The organism is Pseudomonas fulva NBRC 16637 = DSM 17717 (genome assembly GCF_000730565.1).
GTDB lineage: Bacteria > Pseudomonadota > Gammaproteobacteria > Pseudomonadales > Pseudomonadaceae > Aquipseudomonas > Aquipseudomonas fulva.
The window spans coordinates 98778-118265 of sequence record NZ_BBIQ01000009.1; the positions used below are offsets into that span (position 1 = coordinate 98778).

Below are 19488 nucleotides of genomic sequence, written 5' to 3' on the forward strand. Positions count from 1 at the left end.
CCATGGATGAACCGTGCGCGATGGCACGTTGAACCGACACATCATGCGAAAGATTTGCATTTGCTGTAAAGGGTCCAGCCTGCGATTCATGTAAAAGCAGGTCACGACGTGTCATCTGTGCACTCAGAGCACGGAAACCTGATTGCGCTGGGCCTGCCTGAGGAAGCTGGTCAGTTCCCGGGCCGACAGCGGTTTGCTGTAGTGGTAGCCCTGGCCCTCGTGACAGCCTTGGGCAATGATGTAGGCTTCCTGTTCGGCGGTTTCCACGCCTTCGGCAATGACCTGCATGCCCAGGCTTTTGCCCAACTGGATGATGGCGCGCACGATGGTCGCGTCATCGTCGTCATCGAGCAGGTCCTGCACGAAGCTCTTGTCGATCTTGATCTTGTCCAGGGGCAAGGACTTGAGGTAACTCAATGACGAGTACCCGGTCCCGAAGTCGTCGATGGCGATCAGGGCGCCCGAGCGGCGCAGGCTCAGCAGGTGTTGGGCCGCGGTGCTGATGTCCTCCATCAGGCCAGTCTCGGTCACCTCCAGTTCCAGGCTGCGCGGGGGCAGGCGATAGGCCTGGAGCAAATTGTTCACCACCCGCGGCAGTTCGCTGTGGTGAAGTTGGACGGTGGACAGGTTGACCGCCATGCGCAGTTCGCTGAAGCCCAGGTCGTGCCATTCGCGCAATTGCTGGCAGGCCTGGTCGAGCACCCACTCGCCGATCCCGATGATGCTGCCGTTCTGTTCGGCCAGCGGTATGAACTGATCGGGCGGCACCATGCCCAGTTCCGGATGCTGCCAGCGCAACAGCGCCTCGACCCCTACAACGCGATGATCGCGATAGCTGATCTGGGGTTGATACACCAGGTACAGCTGGTTGCGTGGCAGGGCCTCGCGCAGGTCCTTTTCCAGCTCACGGCGCCGACGCATCTCGGTGTCCACGCTCGCGATATAGAACTGGTAGCGATTGCGTGAGCGCGCCTTGGCCAGGGTCATGGTCTGTTCGGCTTTTTGCAGGAGTTTTTCGGTGCTGTCGCCGTCTTCCGGGAACAGGGTGATGCCAATGGTTGCGCGCAGCCGGATCTGCTGGTGGTGGTCCAGGTCGAAGGGCACTTCCAGGTCATCCAGGATGCTTTGCGCAAGCTCTGCCGCTTCGTAGGGCTGTTCGATGTTGGCCTGCACCAGTGCGAACTGGTCGCCCCCCAGCCGCGCCAGCGCGCCCAGTCGTCCGCTGTGGGCCCTCAGACGATCGGCCAAGGCCAGCAGCAACTGGTCGCCTACCTGGTAGGTGAACTGCTCGTTGATGCCCTTGAAATCATCCAGGCCTACGCATAGCACGGCCACCCGGTGTTGCAGGCGCCCACCGTCCACCAGAATCTTGTCCAGTTGCTGCTGCAGTTGCTGGCGATTGGGCAGGCCGGTGAGGAAGTCGTACTGGGCCATGCGCTGCAGACTGTTCTCGGCCTCATGGCGCAGATGGGTATTGCGCTCGATCGATGCCAGCAACTGGTTGGCGGTGTTCACCCAAAGGCCGAGCTCGTTCTTCTCATGGCCTTTGATCAGTGGGATCTGATGCTGGCTGGGGCGATCCGGATTGATCTGGGTGAGGTGTTCGATGATTTTGGAGAGTGGCTTGGTCAACAGCCAGTGGTAGACCAGGTACAGCACCAGCCCCATGGCAAGCGCTCGAAGCACGCCGGAGATGAAGATGATCACGGCATTGATCAGAAAGTCTTCGCCATAGGCCGCCGTATCGAGGGTGATGTTGAGGTCGCCGTAATATTCACTGTAGGGCCCCCGGCCTACCAGCTGCGTGGAGTAGCTACGCTCCTGGCCAAGAATCAGGTCGGTGAGCCAACGCAGGGGCATGTCCTGCAAGGGTCGGGACTTTTCTGCCAGCATCGTCTCGTTGGGGTGGCCGATGGAGGCCATTCGAACCGACTCGTCCTGAAACAGGCCTTCCATGACCTGCATGCCCATTTCTCGGTCCAGGCTGTAGACCGCCTGTGTGGAAGGATCGCGGAACATGTCGAGGATACGCTGGGCGTCATTGTTGACGGCCTGGCGTGTCTTGTAGGTGTCATAGACGATTTGCGCACAGCTGAGCACGACGCCGACCGCTAGCGCCGCCAGGAGCACGACCCTTAGCAACTTGACCGACAAGCTGTTACGCAATTCCAGCTTCAAGGGAGGTTCCTTAATCCATGCAAATGACATTATTTTGCCATCAATCACGACCCTTCACTACGGGAGGGTCATTAGCAGTGTATCGGTTGAAGCCCTGGGTAACTTGAGTGGGCCTCGTCAAGAAACCGGAAGTTTGATGTTAGCGCGCTATGCACACTGAGCAAGTGCCACATCGCCGAACAGCAGGCATAAAAAAGCCCGGCACGTGCCGGGCTCTCAGAGCGTTACGAGGCTCAGGCCTTGAAGGTCTTGCCTTCGAACTGCTCGGCCACGAAGGCCCAGTTGACGAGGTTCCAGAACGCCTCGACATACTTCGGCCGCAGGTTGCGGTAGTCGATGTAGTAGGCGTGCTCCCAGACATCGCAGGTCAGCAGCGGGGTATCGTCGCTGGTCAGCGGGTTGCCGGCACCGATGGTGCTGGCCAGCGCCAGGGAACCATCAGTTTTCTTGACCAGCCAGCCCCAGCCGGAACCGAAGGTGCCGACGGACGTCTTGGTGAACTCTTCCTTGAACTTGTCGAAGGAACCGAAAGCGGTGTTGATGGCTTCTGCCAGGGCGCCGGTCGGCTGGCCGCCGCCGTTTGGCGACAGGCAGTTCCAGTAGAAGGTGTGGTTCCACACTTGAGCGGCGTTGTTGAAGATGCCGCCCGACGAAGAGGTGACGATCTCTTCGAGGGTCTTGCCTTCGAATTCGGTGCCCGGGACCAGGTTGTTCAGGTTCACGACATAGGTGTTGTGGTGCTTGTCGTGGTGATACTCCAGGGTTTCCTTGGAGATGTGCGGCTGCAGGGCATCGTGGGCGTAGGGCAGCGGCGGCAATTCAAAAGCCATGGTAGATCTCCTGATTCAGGTCTAGTTCGCGGTTTGCGCAGGGCCGATCACGGGCGGCCCTATGTGCGTCGGCGAGTTTGTACTCTTTGCGACGCAAGGGCTGGATCATAGCACCAAGCCTTGGCGCATAACCACGCAACAAACATAGGGATTAGAGGTTCCAGGCGCCTTGGCGGGCAGCGACCGGTGGCAGTCGTTTCCAGACCGGACAGGCAGGTAAGTCGCCCGTTGGCACCCACGAGCCCGTACGATCAGTTGAAGATCAGTTGCGCTGCCACGGCGAACATCATCACGGCCACCATCAGGTCCAGCAGTCGCCAGGTGCCTGGCCGTGCCAGCCAGGGCGCCAACCAGGCCGCCCCGATCGCCAGGGTCGAGAACCACAGCAGCGAAGCACTGGCAGCCCCGGCCACGTAGGCGCCCGGCGCCGTCTGCTGGGCCCCGAGCGAGCCGATCAGCAGCACGGTGTCGAGGTAAACGTGGGGGTTGAGCAAGGTGACCGCCAGGGCACTGAGCAGCACGGCGCGCCGTGAGCGCATGCCTTGGCCCTGCTGGTGCTGCAGGCTCTGGTCGGAAAAGACGCTGCGAAGCGCCTTGGCCCCGTACCAGATGAGGAACACCGCGCCCCCCCAGCGGGCAACGCTCAGCAGCGTCGGGTTATGGGCCAGGGCCGTGGCAAGGCCGAAAACACCTGCGGCGACCAGCAGGGCATCACACAGGATGCACAGCGCTGCCACCGGCAAGTGATGCTCGCGGCGCAGGCTTTGCGCCAGGACGAATGCGTTCTGCGTGCCGATGGCCATGATCAGGCCCAGGGCGACCAGCAGGCCATTGAGATAACTCTGCCACATGGAAGACGACTCCTCGAAAGATGCTGGCCAGTGTGACAAGTTGCGGGTTATAAGAAAAATCAATAAAGCTCACTGGGCATTAGGAAAATCGATGTTCGACTACAAGTTGCTCGCGGCGCTTGCTGCTGTCGTCGAGCAAGGCGGTTTCGAGCGTGCCGCGCAGGTGCTGGGCCTGTCTCAATCGGCCGTGTCGCAGCGCATCAAGCTGCTGGAGGCGCGCGTGGGGCAGCCGGTACTGGTTCGCATCGCGCCGCCTGGCCCGACGGAGGTAGGCCGGCAGTTGCTCAACCATGTGCAGCAGGTACGCCTGCTTGAGCGCGACCTGCAGCGTCAGGTGCCCGCGCTCGAAGACGGGGGCATGCCGGAGCGTCTGCGCATCGCGCTCAATGCCGATAGCCTGGCCACTTGGTGGGCCGGCGCCGTGGGGCAATTCTGCGCCGAGCACAAGGTGCTTACCGATTTGGTGGTCGAGGACCAGGAAGTGGGTCTCAAGCGCATGCGCGCCGGCGACGTGGCCGCCTGCCTGTGCGGCAGCGAACGCCCAGTGGCCGGCGCGCGCAGTCTTGCGCTGGGGGCGATGCGCTATCGGGCCTTGGCCAGCCCTGCCTTCATGAAGCAGCATTTTGCCCAGGGATTCGATGCCCGTCGCCTGGCCCGCACGCCCGCGATCGTCTACGGCCCCGACGATTTCCTGCAGCACCGCTACCTGGCCTCTTTGGGCATGCAGGACGGTTTTCTGCATCATTTATGCCCCTCATCCGAAGGCTTTTTGCGCATGACCGAAGCGGGGTTGGGCTGGGGGCTGGTGCCCGAGTTGCAGGCCTGCGAGCAACTGGCCAGCGGCCAATTGGTGGAAATCTGCAGCGATACCCCGATCGATGTACCGTTGTACTGGCATCATTGGCGTAACGGCGGGCAACTGCTGGCACAGCTGACCGACCACCTGCGCCACAGCGCCCGGCACTGGCTGGTGCCGTTGTAGCGCCTAAGGGCGTCAAAGGCTTCTGAACATCAGGCAAGGCGGAGTGTTACATGCGAATTCTGGTCACTGGCGCAAGTGGCTTCATCGGCGGGCGTTTTGCGCGGCTGGCCCTGGAGCGGGGGCTGGATGTGCGGGTCAGTGGCCGGCGCGCCGAAGGTGTGGAGCACCTGGTGCGGCGTGGCGCGCAGTTCATTCCGGGCGACCTTGGCGACGCGGAGCTGGCCCGGCGCCTGTGCCAGGGCGTCGAGGCCGTGGTGCATTGCGCCGGTGCAGTGGGGCACTGGGGCCCCTATCAGGCGTTTGCCCAGGGCAACGTGGTGGTGACCGAGAACGTCGTCGAAGGCTGCCTGAAGGAACACGTGCGTCGCCTCGTGCACCTGTCATCGCCTTCGATCTACTTCAATGGCCGTTCACGCGTGGCCATTGGCGAGGATCAGGTGCCCGGCCGGTTTGCCAATCACTACGCCAGGACCAAGTTCATTGCCGAACAGAAGGTGTTCGGCGCCCAGGAGTTCGGCCTCGAAGTGTTGGCGCTGCGCCCGCGTTTCGTCATCGGCGCAGGCGATACGAGCCTGCTGCCGCGGCTGGTGCACCTGCAACGCAAAGGCAGGCTGGCGATCATCGGCAACGGCTTGAACAAAGTCGACTTCACCAGTGTTCACAACCTGAACGAGGCGCTGTACAGCGCAGTGTTCGCGGACGGGCGCGCGCTTGGGCAAGCGTACAACATCAGCAATGGCCAGCCCTTGCCGCTGTGGGATGTGATCAACTATGTCCTGCGCCAGCTTCAGCTCCCTCAGGTCACCCGCTACCGAGGTTATGGGCTGGCCTACGGCTTGGCCGCGCTCAACGAGGCAGCGTGCACCCTGTGGCCGGGGCGGCCGGAGCCTACGCTGTCACGCCTGGCCATGCAGGTGATGAGTCGCGATTTCACCCTGGACATCACCCGCGCCAGTCAGTACCTGGACTATCAGCCCACCACCAGCGTATGGGCGGCATTGGATGAATTCTGCACGTGGTGGAAACACCAGCCGCCTGGCCGGTAAAGCGTTCAGCTCGACGTCGGGCATCACCGGGCTGCGCGCGCGGTTTATAATCCGGCTTATTTGCAACCTGTGGGGTGGGATGCTCATGCGCTTTGATGCTCGCGATGATTTCGATGATGTACCGGCCTTGCGCGCAGGGACGCAGGATGACGATGAGTTGCTGCCAGCTCATGTCTCGCGCAGTCGCCGTCAAGCGGCCAGGGCGCCGAGCACCGGCCCATTGTGGGCGATGCTGGTGGCCGCGTTCATCGCCCTGGGCTGTCTGGGATGGTGGAGCTATCGGCAGATCTCCCTGATGGAGCAGCAGCTGGTCGCCACTCAGGAGAGCTTCGCGCGCATCAGCGAAGACGCGGCAGGGCGTTTGCAGGCAATCAGCGGCAAGGTCGAAGCCAGCGCGTCGTCCAGCAACAGTGGCAGTGAAGCCCTCAAACAGCAGATCAGCCAGTTGCAGGCCAGCCTGGCCGAGCAAGGCAAGCAGCAGGCAGGTGTAGCGGGCCAGGCCGGGGACCTGGGCAAGCGCCTGGAGCAGGTTCTGGCGGACACCCGTGAACAGCAAAGAGCGGTCACCGAGCTGCAAACGCAGTTGCAGGCACAGTTGAAGGCGGTGAACGGCGAGTTGGCAGCGCTCAAGTCGGGCCAGGTCGATGGGGGCAAGCTCGACGGGCAACTCAAGAGTCTGAGCGAGGAGGTGGCCGCGCTGAAAAAACAAGGCAATCCCACGGCCGCCATCGAAAGCCTGCAGCAGGATGTGCTGGTGCTCAAAAGCCAGCTGGACAACCGCCCGAACACGGCGGCCGGCGGGGGCGCATCGGTGCAGGAGTTCGACGCGTTTCGTGGTCAGATGACCCGTAACCTGAACAACGTCCAGAGCCAGCTGCAGAACCTGCAACAGCAGATCAACGCCAGGCCATGACTGGGAAGGGCAGGGGCCGGGTCCTGGCCCCTGTCTCAGGCCTTACAGGCGTGGGTAGTCGATATACCCCACCGGTCCCTGGCCATAGAACGTTTCCGGATGAGCTTCGTTCAGTGGGGCATCGTCAGCCAGGCGTGCAGGCAGGTCCGGGTTGGCGATGAACGGCACACCAAAGGCCACGGCATCGGCTTTGCCATCGGCCAAGGCCGCATTGGCACTGGCTTTGTCGAAACCTTCGTTGACGATATAGACGCCACCAAATGCGTCTTTGAGGGCAGGGCCCAGGCTGTCGTCGCGCTCCCGCTCCCGTGAGCAGATGAAGGCAATGCCCCGCTTGCCCAGCGCTCGCGCCACATACGTGAAGGTCTGGGTACGGTCGGCATCGCCCATGTCATGGGCATCGGCGCGCGGCGCCAGGTGCATCCCAACGCGCTGCGCCCCCCATACCTGGACTACGGCATCGGTGACCTCCAACAGCAGGCGCGCCCGGTTTTCCAGCGAGCCGCCGTACGCGTCGGTGCGCTGGTTGGTGCTGCTTTGCAGGAACTGGTCGAGCAGATAGCCGTTGGCGCCATGGATCTCGACACCGTCAAAGCCTGCGGCCTTGGCGTTTTCGGCGCCAGTGCGGAAGGCCTCGACGATGTCGCTGATCTCTTCGGTATCCAGGGCCCGAGGCGTGGGGTAGTCGCTGAGCGGGCGAACCAGACTCACGTGCCCCTTTGGCTGGATGGCACTGGGTGCGACCGGCAACTGGCCATCGAGGTAGCGTGGATGGGAAATGCGGCCCACGTGCCACAGCTGCAAGAAGATTCGGCCGCCTGCGGCATGCACGGCATGGGTGACGTGGGTCCAGCCCCTGACCTGTTCCGCACTCCAGATGCCCGGTGTGTCCGGGTAGCCCACGCCCATGGGGCTGACCGACGTCGCCTCACTGATGATCAGACCGGCACTGGCGCGTTGTACGTAGTACTCGGCCATCAGTGCATTCGGCACGCGGCCGGCGTCTGCGCGGCAACGGGTGAGTGGGGCCATGATGATACGATTGGGCAGTTCCAGATCGCCCAAGGTGATTGGATCGAATAGCGTGGTCATGACGTATACCTGAAAGTCAAAGGGAGTCGCGCAATTGTTCGAGCAATGCTTCGATGATGACTTCGTTGCGCTTGAACAAGTGCCATTGGCCGATTTTCTGGCGGATGACCAGGCCTGCTCGCTGCAGGATCGCCAGGTGCGCCGACACAGTCGATTGGGACAACCCGCAGCGCCGCTCGATCTGCCGGCACAAACCCCTTGGTCAGTACTGTGGACCTGCTCGAGAAACTGGGCTGCCGGCGTTTTCAACCAGCCGAGTACTTCCCGCCTCACCGGGTGGGCGAGGGCTTTCATGATGTCGTCCAGGTCAAGCGGCATGGCTCATCTCGCAGCGGTGCATCGGGTCAGCGCGAACCCTACATCGTGATTTTGCGATATACAAAGATTCAAGTGTTCCGAGCGAGTAGCCAGACGGTATATCGCTCGGCGGCGATATGTCCCGAGCAAGTGATAGACTGGCGCCATGAATTATCTTGCACACCTGCACCTGGGAGGGTCGGCTCCGCAGCAATTGCTGGGCAGCCTCTACGGGGACTTCGTCAAAGGTTCGCTGGAAGGGCGGTTCCCGCCGCAGCTCGAAGCGTCCATCCGACTGCATCGACACATCGACAGTTTCACCGACGCCCACCCTGTGGTGCTCGCTTCCCTGGCGCGCTTTGCGCGGGTGCGGCGGCGGTTTGCGGGGATCGCTCTGGACGTCTTTTTCGACCACTGCCTGGCGCGGCACTGGCCCGAGTATGGGCGCCAGCCGCTGCGTCAGTTCACCCAGGCGTTCTATCAGGTGCTGTTAGCCGAGCCCGCCCTGCCGGGCCGGTTGGCCCACATCGCGCCGTCCATGGCGCAGTCTGATTGGCTGGGCTCGTATGCTGACTTTGCCACGCTGGAGCAGGTGTTTGCCGGGATCGCCCGGCGCTTGTCGCGGCCTGAAGGCCTGGTAGGGGTCATGGACGAGCTTGATCGCCTGTACGTGCCGTTGCTCGATGATTTCCGCGAATTCTACCCGCTGGTACAAGCGTTCGCTGCCAGTCATCGGGCACAGGCCAGCCCGTGCGTTGATTGACGGATCTGCTGCATTCAGGCAGCAGTCGCACACTGCCTGCGAAGTGCCGGTGGCTCTGGTGTGCCGTAGAGCGCCTGATGGATCGAACGCTGTGCCTGGAGCCCCAGCAGCGTGCGGCCCTTGCCATGACTTGCCAGTGGCTCGAGCAGGTGAATGCGCACTTGACCGCGAGGTTGCGCGAGCAACCGCAGCAGGTGTGACAGCAGGTCGTCATCTCCCACGAAGGGTGCAAAGGGGTCGATCTGGCCCCGCCGCTGGTATTGGATTGCCACCGGTTGCACGGCGATGCCCTGGTCGATGGCTGCCGCCAGCAGGCGCCCATGGAACGTCCCCAGCTGGTGCCCGTCGGTGGTAGTGCCTTCGGGAAACAGCAACAGGGGGTGACCTGTGACCAACCGCTGACCGATGTGCACGCGCAGCTGCTGGCCATCGCTGGCACCGCGCTTGATGAACAAGGTGCCTGCCTGCTCGGCTAACCACCCGGCAAGCGGCCAGTGCCGGACCTCGGCCTTGGACAGAAATGACACAGGGGCCAGCATGCCCAACAGTGGGATGTCGGTCCAGGACACGTGGTTGCTGACCCACAGCATGGGGCTGCTCGGCAGCTTCCCCGTCACGCAGACGTCGAACGGCAGTGCTGCCACCAAGCGCCGCATGAACAGCCGTGTCCAGCGTTGCCGGCGCGCGAGCGACGCTTTGATGCCAAGGTGCCGCCCGATGACGAGCAGGCTGGCCATCAGCAGCCCCAGCGCCACCACCAGCAGCACCTGAGCCAGGCGCCCCACCTGCCGCAGACGGCCCCTCACACAGCGGCCTTGAAGTGACGGGCGTAGCGCGGGCACAGCGCCTCGCGCTTGAGCAGGATGAACACATCGGCGACCTGGAAGTCTTCATCCCAGCACGGTTCGCCACAGACCTTGGCGCCCAGGCGCATGTAGGCCTTGAGCAAAGCCGGCATCTGGGCGCTCACGTTATCCGGCAACGTCAGCGGTGGCAGCGGTTTGCGGGGTTCGGCACGCAGGTCCTGGGTGCACAGGTGGCGTTCGCGCAGGCGCTGCATGACCGCATGCGCCTGCACCCCGCCGTCCTGCATCGAGATGCTGGCGCAACCCATCAGGTAGCGATAACCGCCTTCGTTGAGTACTTCGGCCAGCTCACTCCAGAGCGTAGCAATGGTGCCGCCGTTGCGGTACGGCGCGGCCACGCAGGTGCGGCCCACTTCCAGGATAGGGCCCTGAAGTTGCAGCAGCCCCTGCAGGCGGAACCCTTCCTCGCTGTAGAAGCGACCCAGGCTGCTGGCCGCCTCGTGGTCGAGCAGGCGGGTGGTGGCCACCAGTCGTCCAGTGGTGACATCGCGTACGCCGATATGGCGGCAGTGCGCGTCAAATTCGTCCTGATCCAGGCCGTGCTCAGCGCCCTTGAACCTTGCCTCGAACGCTTCGCTGAAGACCTGATAGCGCAGGGCCTGGGCCTCCTGCAACGCGGCGTGACCCATCAGGCGCTCGGCGTGCAGGCGGTGTCCGGCGCAGGTGTCGGCAACATGAGCGATTCGCGTCATTACGAGTCTCCATAAAACCAGCCATGCAAAGGTGGCCGGTAGGCGTTTATGTGCACGTTCAGGCTAGAAACATGGGATGTCACGGCGATGAAGGTTCGATGATGCTTGCATGAACCGCCCGTTGGCCGTGGCGGCGAACGTGCTGGCGCTTGCTGTGCCAAAGACCTGCGCGGTAAGGTGAGCCGCCTGCATTTTCGAGACCCCTCATGCTGAAGTCACTCCGCCTATGGCCCGCACTGCTGCTTGCGTTGTGCCTGCCCGCACACGCCAATTGGCACCTTGATGGCGAGTCGTCTCGCCTGTCGTTCATCACCGGTACCAATGGCGAAGCGGCGCAGGTGCACCGCTTCCTGGTGCTGCATGGCACGGTGGACCGCAAAGGCGCCGCGAGCCTTCGTATCGAGATGGATTCGGTCAGCAGTGGCGTGCCGCTGCGTGATGAACGCATGCGTGACGCGTTGTTCGACGTCGCGCGGTTTGCCGAAGCGACCGTGCAGGCACAACTGGATCTGCGCCCGATCAACGACTTGGCCAACGGGGCGCAGATCGAACTGCGCCTGCCGCTGACGGTAACGTTGCACGGCCAGTCCCATCGTTACGAGGCCTTGCTGCTGGCCACTCGCCTGGACGAGCGGCGGTTTCAGGTCGTGACCTTGGAGCCTCTGGTGCTGCGCGCCGAGGATTTCGGCCTGATGCCAGGGCTGCAAGCCCTGCGCAAGTCCGCCAACCTTACGGCCATCAACCCGTCCGTACCGGTCAATGCGGTACTGATCTTCACTGCGCGCTGACATGCCGGGCCCGGTCTTCCCCTGGCGGGATGGCAACCAGTTCGAGCTGCTGATCGATGGGCCACACTTCTTTCCCCGCATGCTGTCGGCCATCGAGCATGCCCAGACGCAGGTAGACCTGGAGCTGTACCTGGTCGAGTCCGGGGCCTGCGCCGAGGCTGTGGTCCAGGCGCTGGAACAGACGGCCCGCCGCGGGGTGCGGGTGCGCTGCCTGTTCGATTATTACGGGTCGCTGGCCTTGAGCGCCAAGCTGCGGCAACGTCTGGTGGATGCCGGCGTGTACCTGCGCTGGTACAACCGGCTGCACTGGAAACGCGGGCTGCGCAACCTGTACCGCGACCATCGCAAGTTACTGGTGGTCGACGAGCAGTGGGCGGTGGTCGGCGGTACCGGGGTGACCGACGAGTTCTGGCAACCGGGCCAGCCCAGCAGCGAATGGCATGAGGTGATGGTGCTGATGCAAGGCCCGGTGGTGAGCGACTGGCAATTGCTGTTCGATCGCCAGTGGCAGGCCAACCATCGCCGCACGGCCTGGCGCCCTGCCGAGGGCTTCGGCCTGCCGCGCCTGCCCAAGGTGCCTGCGCAAGGGCAGGGCATGGGCCGGGTGGCGTACGCCGACGCCCGTCAGCATCAGGACATCCTGCATGCATTGGTGCGTGCCCTCAACAGCGGCAAGCAGCGCATTTGGCTGGCCACGCCTTATTTTCTGCCGACCTGGAGCGTACGCCGCTCGCTGCGCCGCGCAGCGGGCAAGGGCGTCGATGTGCGGTTGCTGCTCACCGGCCCGCGCACCGACCACCCTTCGGTACGGTATGCCGGCCACCGGTACTATCCACGCCTGCTGCGCGCCGGAGTGCGAATTTTCGAGTATCAGCCGTGCTTCCTGCACCTGAAGATGGTGGTGGTGGACGATTGGGTCAGCGTCGGCTCCTGCAACTTCGACCATTGGAACCTGCGCTTCAATCTGGAGGCCAATATAGAAGCGTTGGACCTGCCGCTGACGACCGCAGTGGTCGCCAGTTTCGAGCGCGATTTCGCCCTGAGCGAGGAAGTCGACCTCGCGCACTGGAATGCCAGGCCGTTCTGGCGCCGGGTCAAACAGCGCATCTGGGGATGGCTGGACCGGTTGGTGGCCAACGTGCTCGACCGGCGCGACTGAGCGCAGCTATCGTGCAATGACGGTTCACAGGCAATCGATGGAGTGGATGCGATGACGGCTAAGAAGATACTCATGCTGGTGGGCGATTACGTCGAAGACTACGAGGTCATGGTGCCCTTCCAGGCGCTGAGTATGGTCGGGCATACCGTGCACGCCGTGTGCCCGGAAAAGGTAGCGGGCCAGACCGTGCGCACGGCTATTCACGACTTCGAAGGCGACCAGACCTACAGCGAAAAGCCAGGGCACCAGTTTGCCCTGAATCAGGATTTCGTCAGGGCCCGTGCCGAAAGTTACGATGCCCTGGTGATCCCGGGCGGGCGGGCGCCTGAGTACCTGCGCCTGAACGAGAAAGTGCTCGACCTGGTGCGAGCGTTCGACCAAGCAGGCAAGCCCATCGCCGCCGTGTGCCACGGCGCCCAGTTGCTGGCCGCCGCCGGTGTGCTCAAAGGCCGGGAGTGCAGTGCGTACCCGGCCTGCGCTCCGGAGGTGCGCCTGGCAGGCGGCACCTATATCGACATTGCGGTGGACCAGGCCCATGTGGACGGCAACCTGGTCACCGCGCCCGCCTGGCCGGCACACCCTGCGTGGCTGGCGGCGTTTCTGAAGGTGTTGGGCACCCGTATCCTCTGACCCAACAGGCCGACCGGCCCGTGGGTCAGCCGACTTGCTCGACCCAGTCGTTGAGGTTGTAATAGTTGGTCACGCGGGCGATCTTGCCGCAGTGGATATAGAAGAACGCGCCGGCCGGCAGGACATAGGTCTGGCCGGTGGCCACAGGCAGGCCTTCGTCATCGGCCACGTACTGGCCGTGCACGGTGAATTCCGCCGCTGCGCGACTGCCATCGGCATTTTGCATCACCACGATGTCGGCAAGGCGCTCGCGGTAACACCGGTTCATCTTGTCCATGAAGGCGGCGAACCTGGCCTTGCCCATCTGCCGCTCACCCTGGTTGATGTCGTGAATTACATCCTCGCTGAGCAGGGCCAGAAACCCTGGCATGTCGCCTGCGTTGAAGGCAGCGTAGTAAGCGTTTACCAATTCGGTAGCGGTCATGGAACATTACCTGTCGTGTAGGGAAAAGGCGTGTCGTTGGCCTGGATGATAGGGTTTCCCCTCAAGCCCGGCTTAGCCGAGCGCGTCATCCACATCGACAAAACGACCGCCAAGCATGCAAATACGCCTACTGCACGGCGCCGCCATCGCGCCTTATATCGATGACCTCGCTCGTCTGCGCCTGACCGTGTTCCGCGAGTTCCCCTACCTCTACGACGGTTCGCCCGAGTACGAAGCCGACTACCTGGCCACCTATGCCCGTTCCGGTCGCAGCCTGGTGGTGCTGGCCGTGGATGAGGACAAGGTGGTGGGCGCGTCGACGGGCCTGCCCCTGGTCGACGTCGCGCCCGAGTTTCAGGAGCCGTTCGTGGCCCAGGGTCGCGACCCGGCCAGCGTCTACTATTTCGGCGAGTCCGTGGTTCTGCCGCAATACCGAGGGCAGGGGCTTGGGGTACGCTTTTTCATCGAACGCGAATCCTACGCCCATAAACTGGCCGAGTTCGATTACTGCGCGTTCTGCGCCGTGGAGCGGCCCGGTGTACATCCGCGCCGCCCAACCGATTACAAGCCCTTGCATGGGTTCTGGCGCAACCGTGGTTTTCTGCATGACCCGTCCCTGCGTACCCGGTATGCCTGGCGCGACCTGGACGAGCAGGAAAGCTCGGACAAACTCATGTCGTTCTGGCTCAAGGAACTGCCCTTTTGATCCGTGTCGCGGCCTGCCAGTATGCCATTGAGCTGCACGAAACCTGGGAGGCCTATGCCGACCACCTGCAAGGTTTGTGTGCAGAGGCGGTGGAGGCTGGCGCGCGTCTGTTGCTGCTGCCCGAGTATGCAGGGCTGGTACTCAGTGGGCAGCTGACACCCGAGCAGCGGGGGGACCTGAACGCTTCCATTGCAGGCATCCAGCCGTTGATCGAGCCGTGGAAGGCCTTGTGTGCGGGCCTGGCCAGGCGTTGGGGCATCTACCTGCAACCAGGCACGCTGCCGGTACTGGACAGCGACGGCGCCTACCGCAACCGCGCCTGGCTGTTTGGCCCCAAGGGTGTGCTAGGGCATCAGGACAAGCTGATGATGACCCGCTTCGAGCGGGAACAGTGGGGCATTGCCGCAGGCCAAGGGCTGACGGTCTTCGACACCGATCTGGGCCGTCTTGGCATCCTGGTCTGTTACGACAATGAGTTCCCGCTCTTGGCCCGTCGGTTGGCAGAACGTGGCGCCGACCTGATCCTGGCGCCGAGCTGCACCGACACCGAAGCCGGCTATCACCGTGTACGGATCGGGGCTCAAGCACGCGCGTTGGAGAACCAGCTGGCCGTGTTGCAGAGCCCGACCGTGGGGCTGGCCCCTTGGTCGCCGGCACTGGACGAGAACCTGGGCCGGGCAGGGCTGTTCGTGCCGCCTGATCGTGGCATGCCGGGGGATGGGGTGATGGCATTGAGCGAATCGCTCGACCCGCAGCGCAGCCGTTGGCTGATGTGTGACCTGGATCTGGAGGCCGTGCGCCGGGTCAGGCAGCAGGGGCAGGTATTCACACGCAGGGACTGGCCCGAACAATTCGAACGTCTTTGAACGCAACAGCGGCGGGCCCTGGCATCAAGGTCCGCCGCTGCAGGTTGGCTGCGCATTGACTGCGCACGCGAGCGGCCGGTGACAGCGCCGTCGCTGTTGCCTTGGGTTACTTCACTTCGACGGCCAGGCTCTGGGCGATCTTGTTCTGCCACAAGGCGGGGCCTGTGATGTGCACCGACTCACCGTTGCTGTCCACGGCCACGGTCACTGGCATGTCCTTGACCTCGAACTCGTAGATGGCCTCCATGCCCAGCTCGGCAAAGGCCAGGACCTTGGACTTGCGGATGGCTTGCGCGACCAGATAGGCGGCGCCACCTACGGCCATCAGGTAAACGGCCTTGTTGTCCTTGATCGCGTCGATGGCGGTCGGGCCGCGCTCGGACTTGCCGATCATGCCCAGCAGACCGGTCTGCTCCAGGATCTGGCGGGTGAACTTGTCCATGCGCGTGGCGGTGGTGGGGCCAGCAGGGCCGACCACTTCGTCGCCTACCGGGTCGACCGGACCAACGTAGTAGATGAAGCGGCCCTTGAGATCCACCGGCAGTGCTTCGCCGCGGTTGAGCATTTCGACCATGCGCTTGTGGGCGGCATCCCGGCCGGTCAGCATCTTGCCGTTGAGCAGGATGGTTTCACCCGGTTTCCAGCTGGCCACTTCTTCGGGCGTGATGCTGTCCAGGTTGACACGTCGGGCGCTTGGGCCAGCTTCCCAGACGATCTCGGGGTAGGCGTCCAGCGACGGCGCTTCCAGCTGCGCCGGGCCCGTGCCGTCGAGCACGAAGTGGGCGTGGCGAGTGGCCGCGCAGTTTGGGATCATGCACACCGGCAGCGAGGCGGCGTGGGTCGGGTAGTCCATGATCTTGACGTCGAGCACGGTGGTCAGGCCACCGAGGCCCTGGGCGCCGATGCCCAGCTGGTTGACCTTCTCGAACAGCTCCAGACGGATTTCTTCCAGGCGGTTCTGCGGGCCGCGTGCCTTGAGCTCATGGATGTCGATGGACTCCATGAGCACTTCCTTGGCCATGACCGCGGCTTTTTCGGCGGTGCCGCCGATGCCGATGCCCAGCATGCCAGGCGGGCACCAGCCAGCGCCCATGGTCGGAACGGTCTTGAGCACCCAGTCGACGATGGAGTCGGACGGGTTGAGCATGGCCATCTTGGACTTGTTTTCCGAACCGCCGCCCTTGGCTGCAACATCGACCTCGACCTTGTCGCCGGGGACGATGGAGTAGTGGATGACGGCCGGGGTGTTGTCCTTGGTGTTCTTGCGGGCGCCGGCCGGGTCGGCCAGGATCGATGCGCGCAGGACGTTTTCAGGCAGATTGTAGGCGCGGCGCACACCCTCGTTGATCATGTCGTCCACGCTCAAGGTGGCGCCGTCCCAGCGCACATCCATACCCACGCGCACGAACACGGTGACGATGCCGGTGTCCTGGCAGATAGGCCGGTGACCGGTGGCACACATGCGCGAGTTGATCAGGATCTGGGCGATGGAGTCGCGCGCAGCCGGCGACTCTTCGCGCAGGTAGGCCTCGTGCATGGCCTGGATGAAATCGACGGGGTGGTAGTACGAGATGAATTGCAGGGCGTCGGCAACGCTCTGAATCAGGTCGTCTTGCTTGATCACGGTCATGCAGCGCGCTCCTCTTAAAGACGGGAACATTCAGTGAGACGTTCGACGGAGCCGACCAGCCTGTCGAAACGCCTTGCAAAGGCGCGCCGACAGCCTGCCGACGCAAAAAAGGCGCGGCAGTATAGCGCGCCTGCCCCGGTGAAACACCTGCGAGTGGTCAGGACCATGGTCTGGCCGGTGGCCGGCATCCTTTTTGCTGCTCGGCACAGTACAGGGCATTAGAATCGACGGGCACGCGGTCGCGTCCATCGGCACAAGGGGTTTGAAGAGGTGAGTGAACATGCCCGAACTTAGCGTGGGCACGCGTTGTTGGACAGTGCCGACTGGCGCCAACTTGCTCGATGCCTTGAACGAGGCAGGGCTTGATGTGCCCTACAGCTGCCGTGCAGGGCGCTGCCATGCGTGCCTGGTACGGTGCGAGCACGGGTTGCCCCTCGATGCCCTGCCAGAAGCCCTGGCGTTGGACAGGCATGCCGTGGGCTGGCGCCTGGCCTGCCAGTGCCGCGTGGTAGAAGACTTGCGCGTGGACGTGTTCGATCCCTTGCGCGACGGCGTAGGCGGCGTTGTCAGCGAACTGGACTGGTTCGGTGATGTGTTGCGGTTGCGCCTGCGGACCGAGCGCAGCGTCCGCTACCAGCCAGGCCAACACGCGGTGCTCTGGTTGGGTGGGGTGGCGCGGCCTTATTCACTGGCCAGCCTGCCGGGTGAGGATGATTGCCTGGAGTTTCATATCGATTGCCATCGTCCCGGTGCTTTCTGTGACCAGGCACGGGCGCTGGGGGTGGGCGATGCGTTGCGCCTTGGCGAAGTCAGGGGTGGGGCATTGCATTACGACCTTGACTGGCAGGACCGGCCGTTATGGCTACTGGCTGCCGGTACCGGGCTTGCACCGCTATGGGGCATCGTGCGCGAAGCGTTGCGTCAAGGGCATCGGGGGGAGATCCGGTTGCTGCACGTGGCCCGCGACCGCGCAGGGCACTACCTGGCAGCACCGTTGCAGCAGTTGCCAGGTGTGAGCGTGGAACTGGTGGTGACAGCGCAGCTGGAGGAAACACTGGCGGCGCTGCGGCCTTCATCGAGACAGACCTTGGCCCTGCTGTGCGGCGCGCCCGCCAGCGTCGAACGGTTTGCCCGAAGGCTGTTCATCGCCGGCGTGCCGAGGGGGCAGGTGTTCGCAGACAGCTTTGTCGAGCACGTCTGAGCCGACGTGTCTGCAGTGCCTGCACAGGGCCGCTTGCTCACGGGGGAACGCGCGCGAAGCGACCCTGGCTCGTCAGCCGATCAGCCGACCAGCGGATCACCGACATGCAGGATCTTCATGCCGTTGGTCCCGCCGATGGTGTGGTAGCTGTCGCCCTTGGTGAGGATCACCCAGTCACCTTGCTCGACCAGCCCACGCTTGAGCAGCTCGTCCACGGCGGCCTGGCTGACCTTGTCGGCCGGCAGCGATGCCGGGTCGAAATCGATCGGGTACACACCCCGGAACATCGAGGCACGGGCCTGGGTAGCGCGGTGCGGAGACAGGGCGAAGATCGGTACGTGCGAGCGCAGGCGCGACATGATCAGCGGGGTATAACCGCTCTCGGTCAGGGCGATGATCGCCTTCACGCCTGGGAAGTGGTTAGCCGTGTACATGGCTGCCAGGGCGATGCTTTCGTCGCAGCGCTCGAACGTGGTGTGCAGGCGGTGGCTGGAGCGCTGGCTAGTTGGGTGTTTCTCGGCACCCAGGCAGATGCGCGCCATGGCCTGGACGGCTTCGATCGGGTATGAACCGGCGGCGCTTTCGGCCGACAGCATCACGGCGTCGGTGTTGTCGAGCACGGCGTTGGCCACGTCGGACACTTCGGCACGGGTCGGCATCGGGTTCTGGATCATCGACTCCATCATCTGGGTCGCGACGATCACTGCCTTGTTGTTGCGGCGGGCGTGCTGGATGATCTTTTTCTGAATGGCGATCAGCTCGGCGTCGCCGATTTCCACGCCCAGGTCACCACGGGCAACCATGACGGCGTCGGAGGCTGCGATGAGCTTGTCGAGGGTTTCGTCGTCAGCAACCGCTTCGGCGCGTTCGATCTTGGCCACCAGCCAGGCGCTGCCACCAGACTCGTCACGCAGCTTGCGGGCGTATTCCATGTCGCTGGCGTCACGCGGGAAGGACACGGCCAGGTAGTCCAGGTCCATCTCGGCAGCCAGCTTGATGTCGGCCTTGTCCTTCTCGGTCAGGGCCGGTGCAGTCAGGCCGCCACCTTTGCGGTTGATGCCCTTGTGGTCCGACAGCGGTCCACCGATGATCACCACGCAGTGCAGGGCGTCGGCGGTCGCGGTTTCGACGCGCATGACCACGCGGCCATCGTCGAGCAGCAGTTCGTCGCCAACGCCACAGTCCTTGACCAGGTCGGGGTAGTCGATACCGACGATGTCCTGGTTGCCTTCGGTCAGCGGATGAGCGGTCGAGAAGGTGAAGGTGTCACCGACTTTCAGTTCGATGCGCTTGTTGGCGAACTTGGCGATGCGGATCTTCGGACCCTGCAGGTCGCCGAGCAAGGCCACGTGACGGCCATTCTTGGCAGCGATTTCACGGATCAGGCGGGCGCGTGCCTTGTGCTCGTCCGGAGTGCCATGAGAGAAGTTCAGGCGAGCCACGTCCAGGCCGGCGAGGATCAACTGTTCGATCACTTCCGGCGAATTGCTGGCGGGGCCAAGGGTGGCGACGATTTTGGTACGGCGGATGGTCATGCACAGACTCCTATAGTGAAGCGCAGCGAGAGGCTACTC

Annotated in this window: 19 protein-coding genes and 1 pseudogene; 10 read left to right on the plus strand and 10 right to left on the minus strand. The window is 63.5% G+C overall.

Features of this window, described 5'->3' with window-relative positions:
• Positions 1-123: 123 nt before the first annotated feature.
• The 3 genes from PFU01S_RS11225 to PFU01S_RS11235 form a co-directional block, all read right to left on the minus strand.
• Positions 124-2178: a putative bifunctional diguanylate cyclase/phosphodiesterase gene (locus PFU01S_RS11225; RefSeq protein ID WP_027914508.1), complete on the minus strand. Its 2055-nt coding sequence runs from the start codon at positions 2176-2178 to the stop codon at positions 124-126.
• Between the two features lie 233 nt (positions 2179-2411).
• Positions 2412-3008 carry a superoxide dismutase gene (locus PFU01S_RS11230; RefSeq protein WP_027914509.1) on the minus strand — a complete coding sequence of 199 codons (597 nt, stop codon included), beginning with the start codon at positions 3006-3008 and terminating at the stop codon, positions 2412-2414.
• Between the two features lie 251 nt (positions 3009-3259).
• Positions 3260-3859: a LysE/ArgO family amino acid transporter gene (locus PFU01S_RS11235; RefSeq protein WP_027914510.1), complete on the minus strand. Its 600-nt coding sequence runs from the start codon at positions 3857-3859 to the stop codon at positions 3260-3262.
• A 91-nt stretch (positions 3860-3950) separates the two neighbouring features.
• Between PFU01S_RS11235 and PFU01S_RS11240 the strand changes: the two genes are divergently transcribed.
• The 3 genes from PFU01S_RS11240 (at position 3951) to PFU01S_RS11250 (ending at position 6800) form a co-directional block, all read left to right on the plus strand.
• Positions 3951-4841 carry a LysR family transcriptional regulator ArgP gene (locus PFU01S_RS11240; RefSeq protein ID WP_028687211.1) on the plus strand — a complete coding sequence of 297 codons (891 nt, stop codon included), beginning with the start codon at positions 3951-3953 and terminating at the stop codon, positions 4839-4841.
• Positions 4842-4891: 50 nt separating this feature from the next.
• A complete protein-coding gene (locus PFU01S_RS11245) occupies positions 4892-5887 on the plus strand; it encodes an NAD-dependent epimerase/dehydratase family protein (protein ID WP_027914512.1) in 996 nt (331 codons plus the stop codon).
• An 85-nt stretch (positions 5888-5972) separates the two neighbouring features.
• Positions 5973-6800 carry a hypothetical protein gene (locus PFU01S_RS11250; protein ID WP_028687212.1) on the plus strand — a complete coding sequence of 276 codons (828 nt, stop codon included), beginning with the start codon at positions 5973-5975 and terminating at the stop codon, positions 6798-6800.
• Positions 6801-6842: 42 nt separating this feature from the next.
• Here the strand turns inward: PFU01S_RS11250 and PFU01S_RS11255 are convergent, their stop codons facing one another.
• Positions 6843-7892 carry an alkene reductase gene (locus PFU01S_RS11255; protein ID WP_027914514.1) on the minus strand — a complete coding sequence of 350 codons (1050 nt, stop codon included), beginning with the start codon at positions 7890-7892 and terminating at the stop codon, positions 6843-6845.
• 16 nt (positions 7893-7908) lie between these two features.
• Positions 7909-8210, minus strand: a pseudogene (locus PFU01S_RS11260) (ArsR/SmtB family transcription factor).
• Positions 8211-8355: 145 nt separating this feature from the next.
• Here PFU01S_RS11260 and PFU01S_RS11265 point away from each other — a divergent pair.
• A complete protein-coding gene (locus PFU01S_RS11265; RefSeq protein ID WP_027914515.1) occupies positions 8356-8952 on the plus strand; it encodes an acyl carrier protein phosphodiesterase in 597 nt (198 codons plus the stop codon).
• Between the two features lie 14 nt (positions 8953-8966).
• On the opposite strand, the gene PFU01S_RS11270 is transcribed toward PFU01S_RS11265, so the two are convergent.
• Both PFU01S_RS11270 and PFU01S_RS11275 read right to left on the minus strand, forming a co-directional pair.
• Positions 8967-9758, minus strand: coding sequence for a lysophospholipid acyltransferase family protein (locus PFU01S_RS11270; protein WP_028687213.1), 792 nt, complete (start codon positions 9756-9758; stop codon positions 8967-8969).
• Positions 9755-10510: a GNAT family N-acetyltransferase gene (locus PFU01S_RS11275; protein WP_028687214.1), complete on the minus strand. Its 756-nt coding sequence runs from the start codon at positions 10508-10510 to the stop codon at positions 9755-9757. Before PFU01S_RS11275 ends, PFU01S_RS11270 begins: the two co-directional genes overlap by 4 nt.
• A 206-nt stretch (positions 10511-10716) precedes the next feature.
• On the opposite strand from PFU01S_RS11275, the gene PFU01S_RS11280 reads away from it, so the two are divergent.
• Genes PFU01S_RS11280 through PFU01S_RS11290 form a run of 3 tightly spaced genes read left to right on the plus strand, consistent with a single transcriptional unit; the run spans position 10717 to position 13087 of the window.
• Positions 10717-11298, plus strand: a complete 582-nt coding sequence (locus PFU01S_RS11280; protein ID WP_027914518.1) for a YceI family protein — start codon at positions 10717-10719, stop codon at positions 11296-11298.
• Position 11299: 1 nt separating this feature from the next.
• On the plus strand, positions 11300-12457 hold the full coding sequence (locus tag PFU01S_RS11285) for a phospholipase D-like domain-containing protein (protein ID WP_027914519.1): 1158 nt from the start codon (positions 11300-11302) through the stop codon (positions 12455-12457).
• Between the two features lie 51 nt (positions 12458-12508).
• On the plus strand, positions 12509-13087 hold the full coding sequence (locus tag PFU01S_RS11290; RefSeq protein WP_027914520.1) for a DJ-1/PfpI family protein: 579 nt from the start codon (positions 12509-12511) through the stop codon (positions 13085-13087).
• Positions 13088-13112: 25 nt separating this feature from the next.
• Here PFU01S_RS11290 and PFU01S_RS11295 read toward each other — a convergent pair whose 3' ends face one another.
• Entirely contained in the window at positions 13113-13511 is a 399-nt protein-coding gene (locus PFU01S_RS11295) for a nuclear transport factor 2 family protein (RefSeq protein ID WP_028687215.1), read from the minus strand.
• A gap of 115 nt (positions 13512-13626) precedes the next feature.
• On the opposite strand from PFU01S_RS11295, the gene PFU01S_RS11300 reads away from it, so the two are divergent.
• Together PFU01S_RS11300 and PFU01S_RS11305 are read left to right on the plus strand one after the other, a co-directional pair.
• Positions 13627-14217: a GNAT family N-acetyltransferase gene (locus tag PFU01S_RS11300; protein ID WP_028687216.1), complete on the plus strand. Its 591-nt coding sequence runs from the start codon at positions 13627-13629 to the stop codon at positions 14215-14217.
• The gene (locus PFU01S_RS11305) at positions 14214-15083 is read left to right on the plus strand and encodes a carbon-nitrogen hydrolase family protein (protein ID WP_027914523.1); all 870 of its coding nucleotides are present in this window, start codon (positions 14214-14216) and stop codon (positions 15081-15083) included. Before PFU01S_RS11300 ends, PFU01S_RS11305 begins: the two co-directional genes overlap by 4 nt.
• A 106-nt stretch (positions 15084-15189) precedes the next feature.
• Here the strand turns inward: PFU01S_RS11305 and PFU01S_RS11310 are convergent, their stop codons facing one another.
• A complete protein-coding gene (locus PFU01S_RS11310; protein WP_028687217.1) occupies positions 15190-16713 on the minus strand; it encodes a fumarate hydratase in 1524 nt (507 codons plus the stop codon).
• A 280-nt stretch (positions 16714-16993) separates the two neighbouring features.
• On the opposite strand from PFU01S_RS11310, the gene PFU01S_RS11315 reads away from it, so the two are divergent.
• Positions 16994-17914, plus strand: coding sequence for an iron-sulfur-binding ferredoxin reductase (locus PFU01S_RS11315; RefSeq protein WP_027914525.1), 921 nt, complete (start codon positions 16994-16996; stop codon positions 17912-17914).
• 80 nt (positions 17915-17994) lie between these two features.
• On the opposite strand, the gene pyk is transcribed toward PFU01S_RS11315, so the two are convergent.
• Entirely contained in the window at positions 17995-19449 is a 1455-nt protein-coding gene (pyk, locus tag PFU01S_RS11320; protein ID WP_027914526.1) for a pyruvate kinase, read from the minus strand.
• Positions 19450-19488 lie beyond the last annotated feature (39 nt).

Coding starts and splice junctions, on each gene's coding strand:
- PFU01S_RS11285 (WP_027914519.1), top strand. CDS start 11,300: ATGCCGGGCCCGGTCTTCCCCTGGCGGGATGGCAACCAGTTCGAGCTG.
- PFU01S_RS11265 (WP_027914515.1), top strand. CDS start 8,356: ATGAATTATCTTGCACACCTGCACCTGGGAGGGTCGGCTCCGCAGCAA.
- PFU01S_RS11300 (WP_028687216.1), top strand. CDS start 13,627: ATGCAAATACGCCTACTGCACGGCGCCGCCATCGCGCCTTATATCGAT.
- PFU01S_RS11280 (WP_027914518.1), top strand. CDS start 10,717: ATGCTGAAGTCACTCCGCCTATGGCCCGCACTGCTGCTTGCGTTGTGC.
- pyk (WP_027914526.1), bottom strand. CDS start 19,449: ATGACCATCCGCCGTACCAAAATCGTCGCCACCCTTGGCCCCGCCAGC.
- PFU01S_RS11255 (WP_027914514.1), bottom strand. CDS start 7,892: ATGACCACGCTATTCGATCCAATCACCTTGGGCGATCTGGAACTGCCC.
- PFU01S_RS11230 (WP_027914509.1), bottom strand. CDS start 3,008: ATGGCTTTTGAATTGCCGCCGCTGCCCTACGCCCACGATGCCCTGCAG.
- PFU01S_RS11310 (WP_028687217.1), bottom strand. CDS start 16,713: ATGACCGTGATCAAGCAAGACGACCTGATTCAGAGCGTTGCCGACGCC.
- PFU01S_RS11245 (WP_027914512.1), top strand. CDS start 4,892: ATGCGAATTCTGGTCACTGGCGCAAGTGGCTTCATCGGCGGGCGTTTT.
- PFU01S_RS11290 (WP_027914520.1), top strand. CDS start 12,509: ATGACGGCTAAGAAGATACTCATGCTGGTGGGCGATTACGTCGAAGAC.
- PFU01S_RS11315 (WP_027914525.1), top strand. CDS start 16,994: ATGCCCGAACTTAGCGTGGGCACGCGTTGTTGGACAGTGCCGACTGGC.
- PFU01S_RS11250 (WP_028687212.1), top strand. CDS start 5,973: ATGCGCTTTGATGCTCGCGATGATTTCGATGATGTACCGGCCTTGCGC.
- PFU01S_RS11295 (WP_028687215.1), bottom strand. CDS start 13,511: ATGACCGCTACCGAATTGGTAAACGCTTACTACGCTGCCTTCAACGCA.
- PFU01S_RS11275 (WP_028687214.1), bottom strand. CDS start 10,510: ATGACGCGAATCGCTCATGTTGCCGACACCTGCGCCGGACACCGCCTG.
- PFU01S_RS11235 (WP_027914510.1), bottom strand. CDS start 3,859: ATGTGGCAGAGTTATCTCAATGGCCTGCTGGTCGCCCTGGGCCTGATC.
- PFU01S_RS11240 (WP_028687211.1), top strand. CDS start 3,951: ATGTTCGACTACAAGTTGCTCGCGGCGCTTGCTGCTGTCGTCGAGCAA.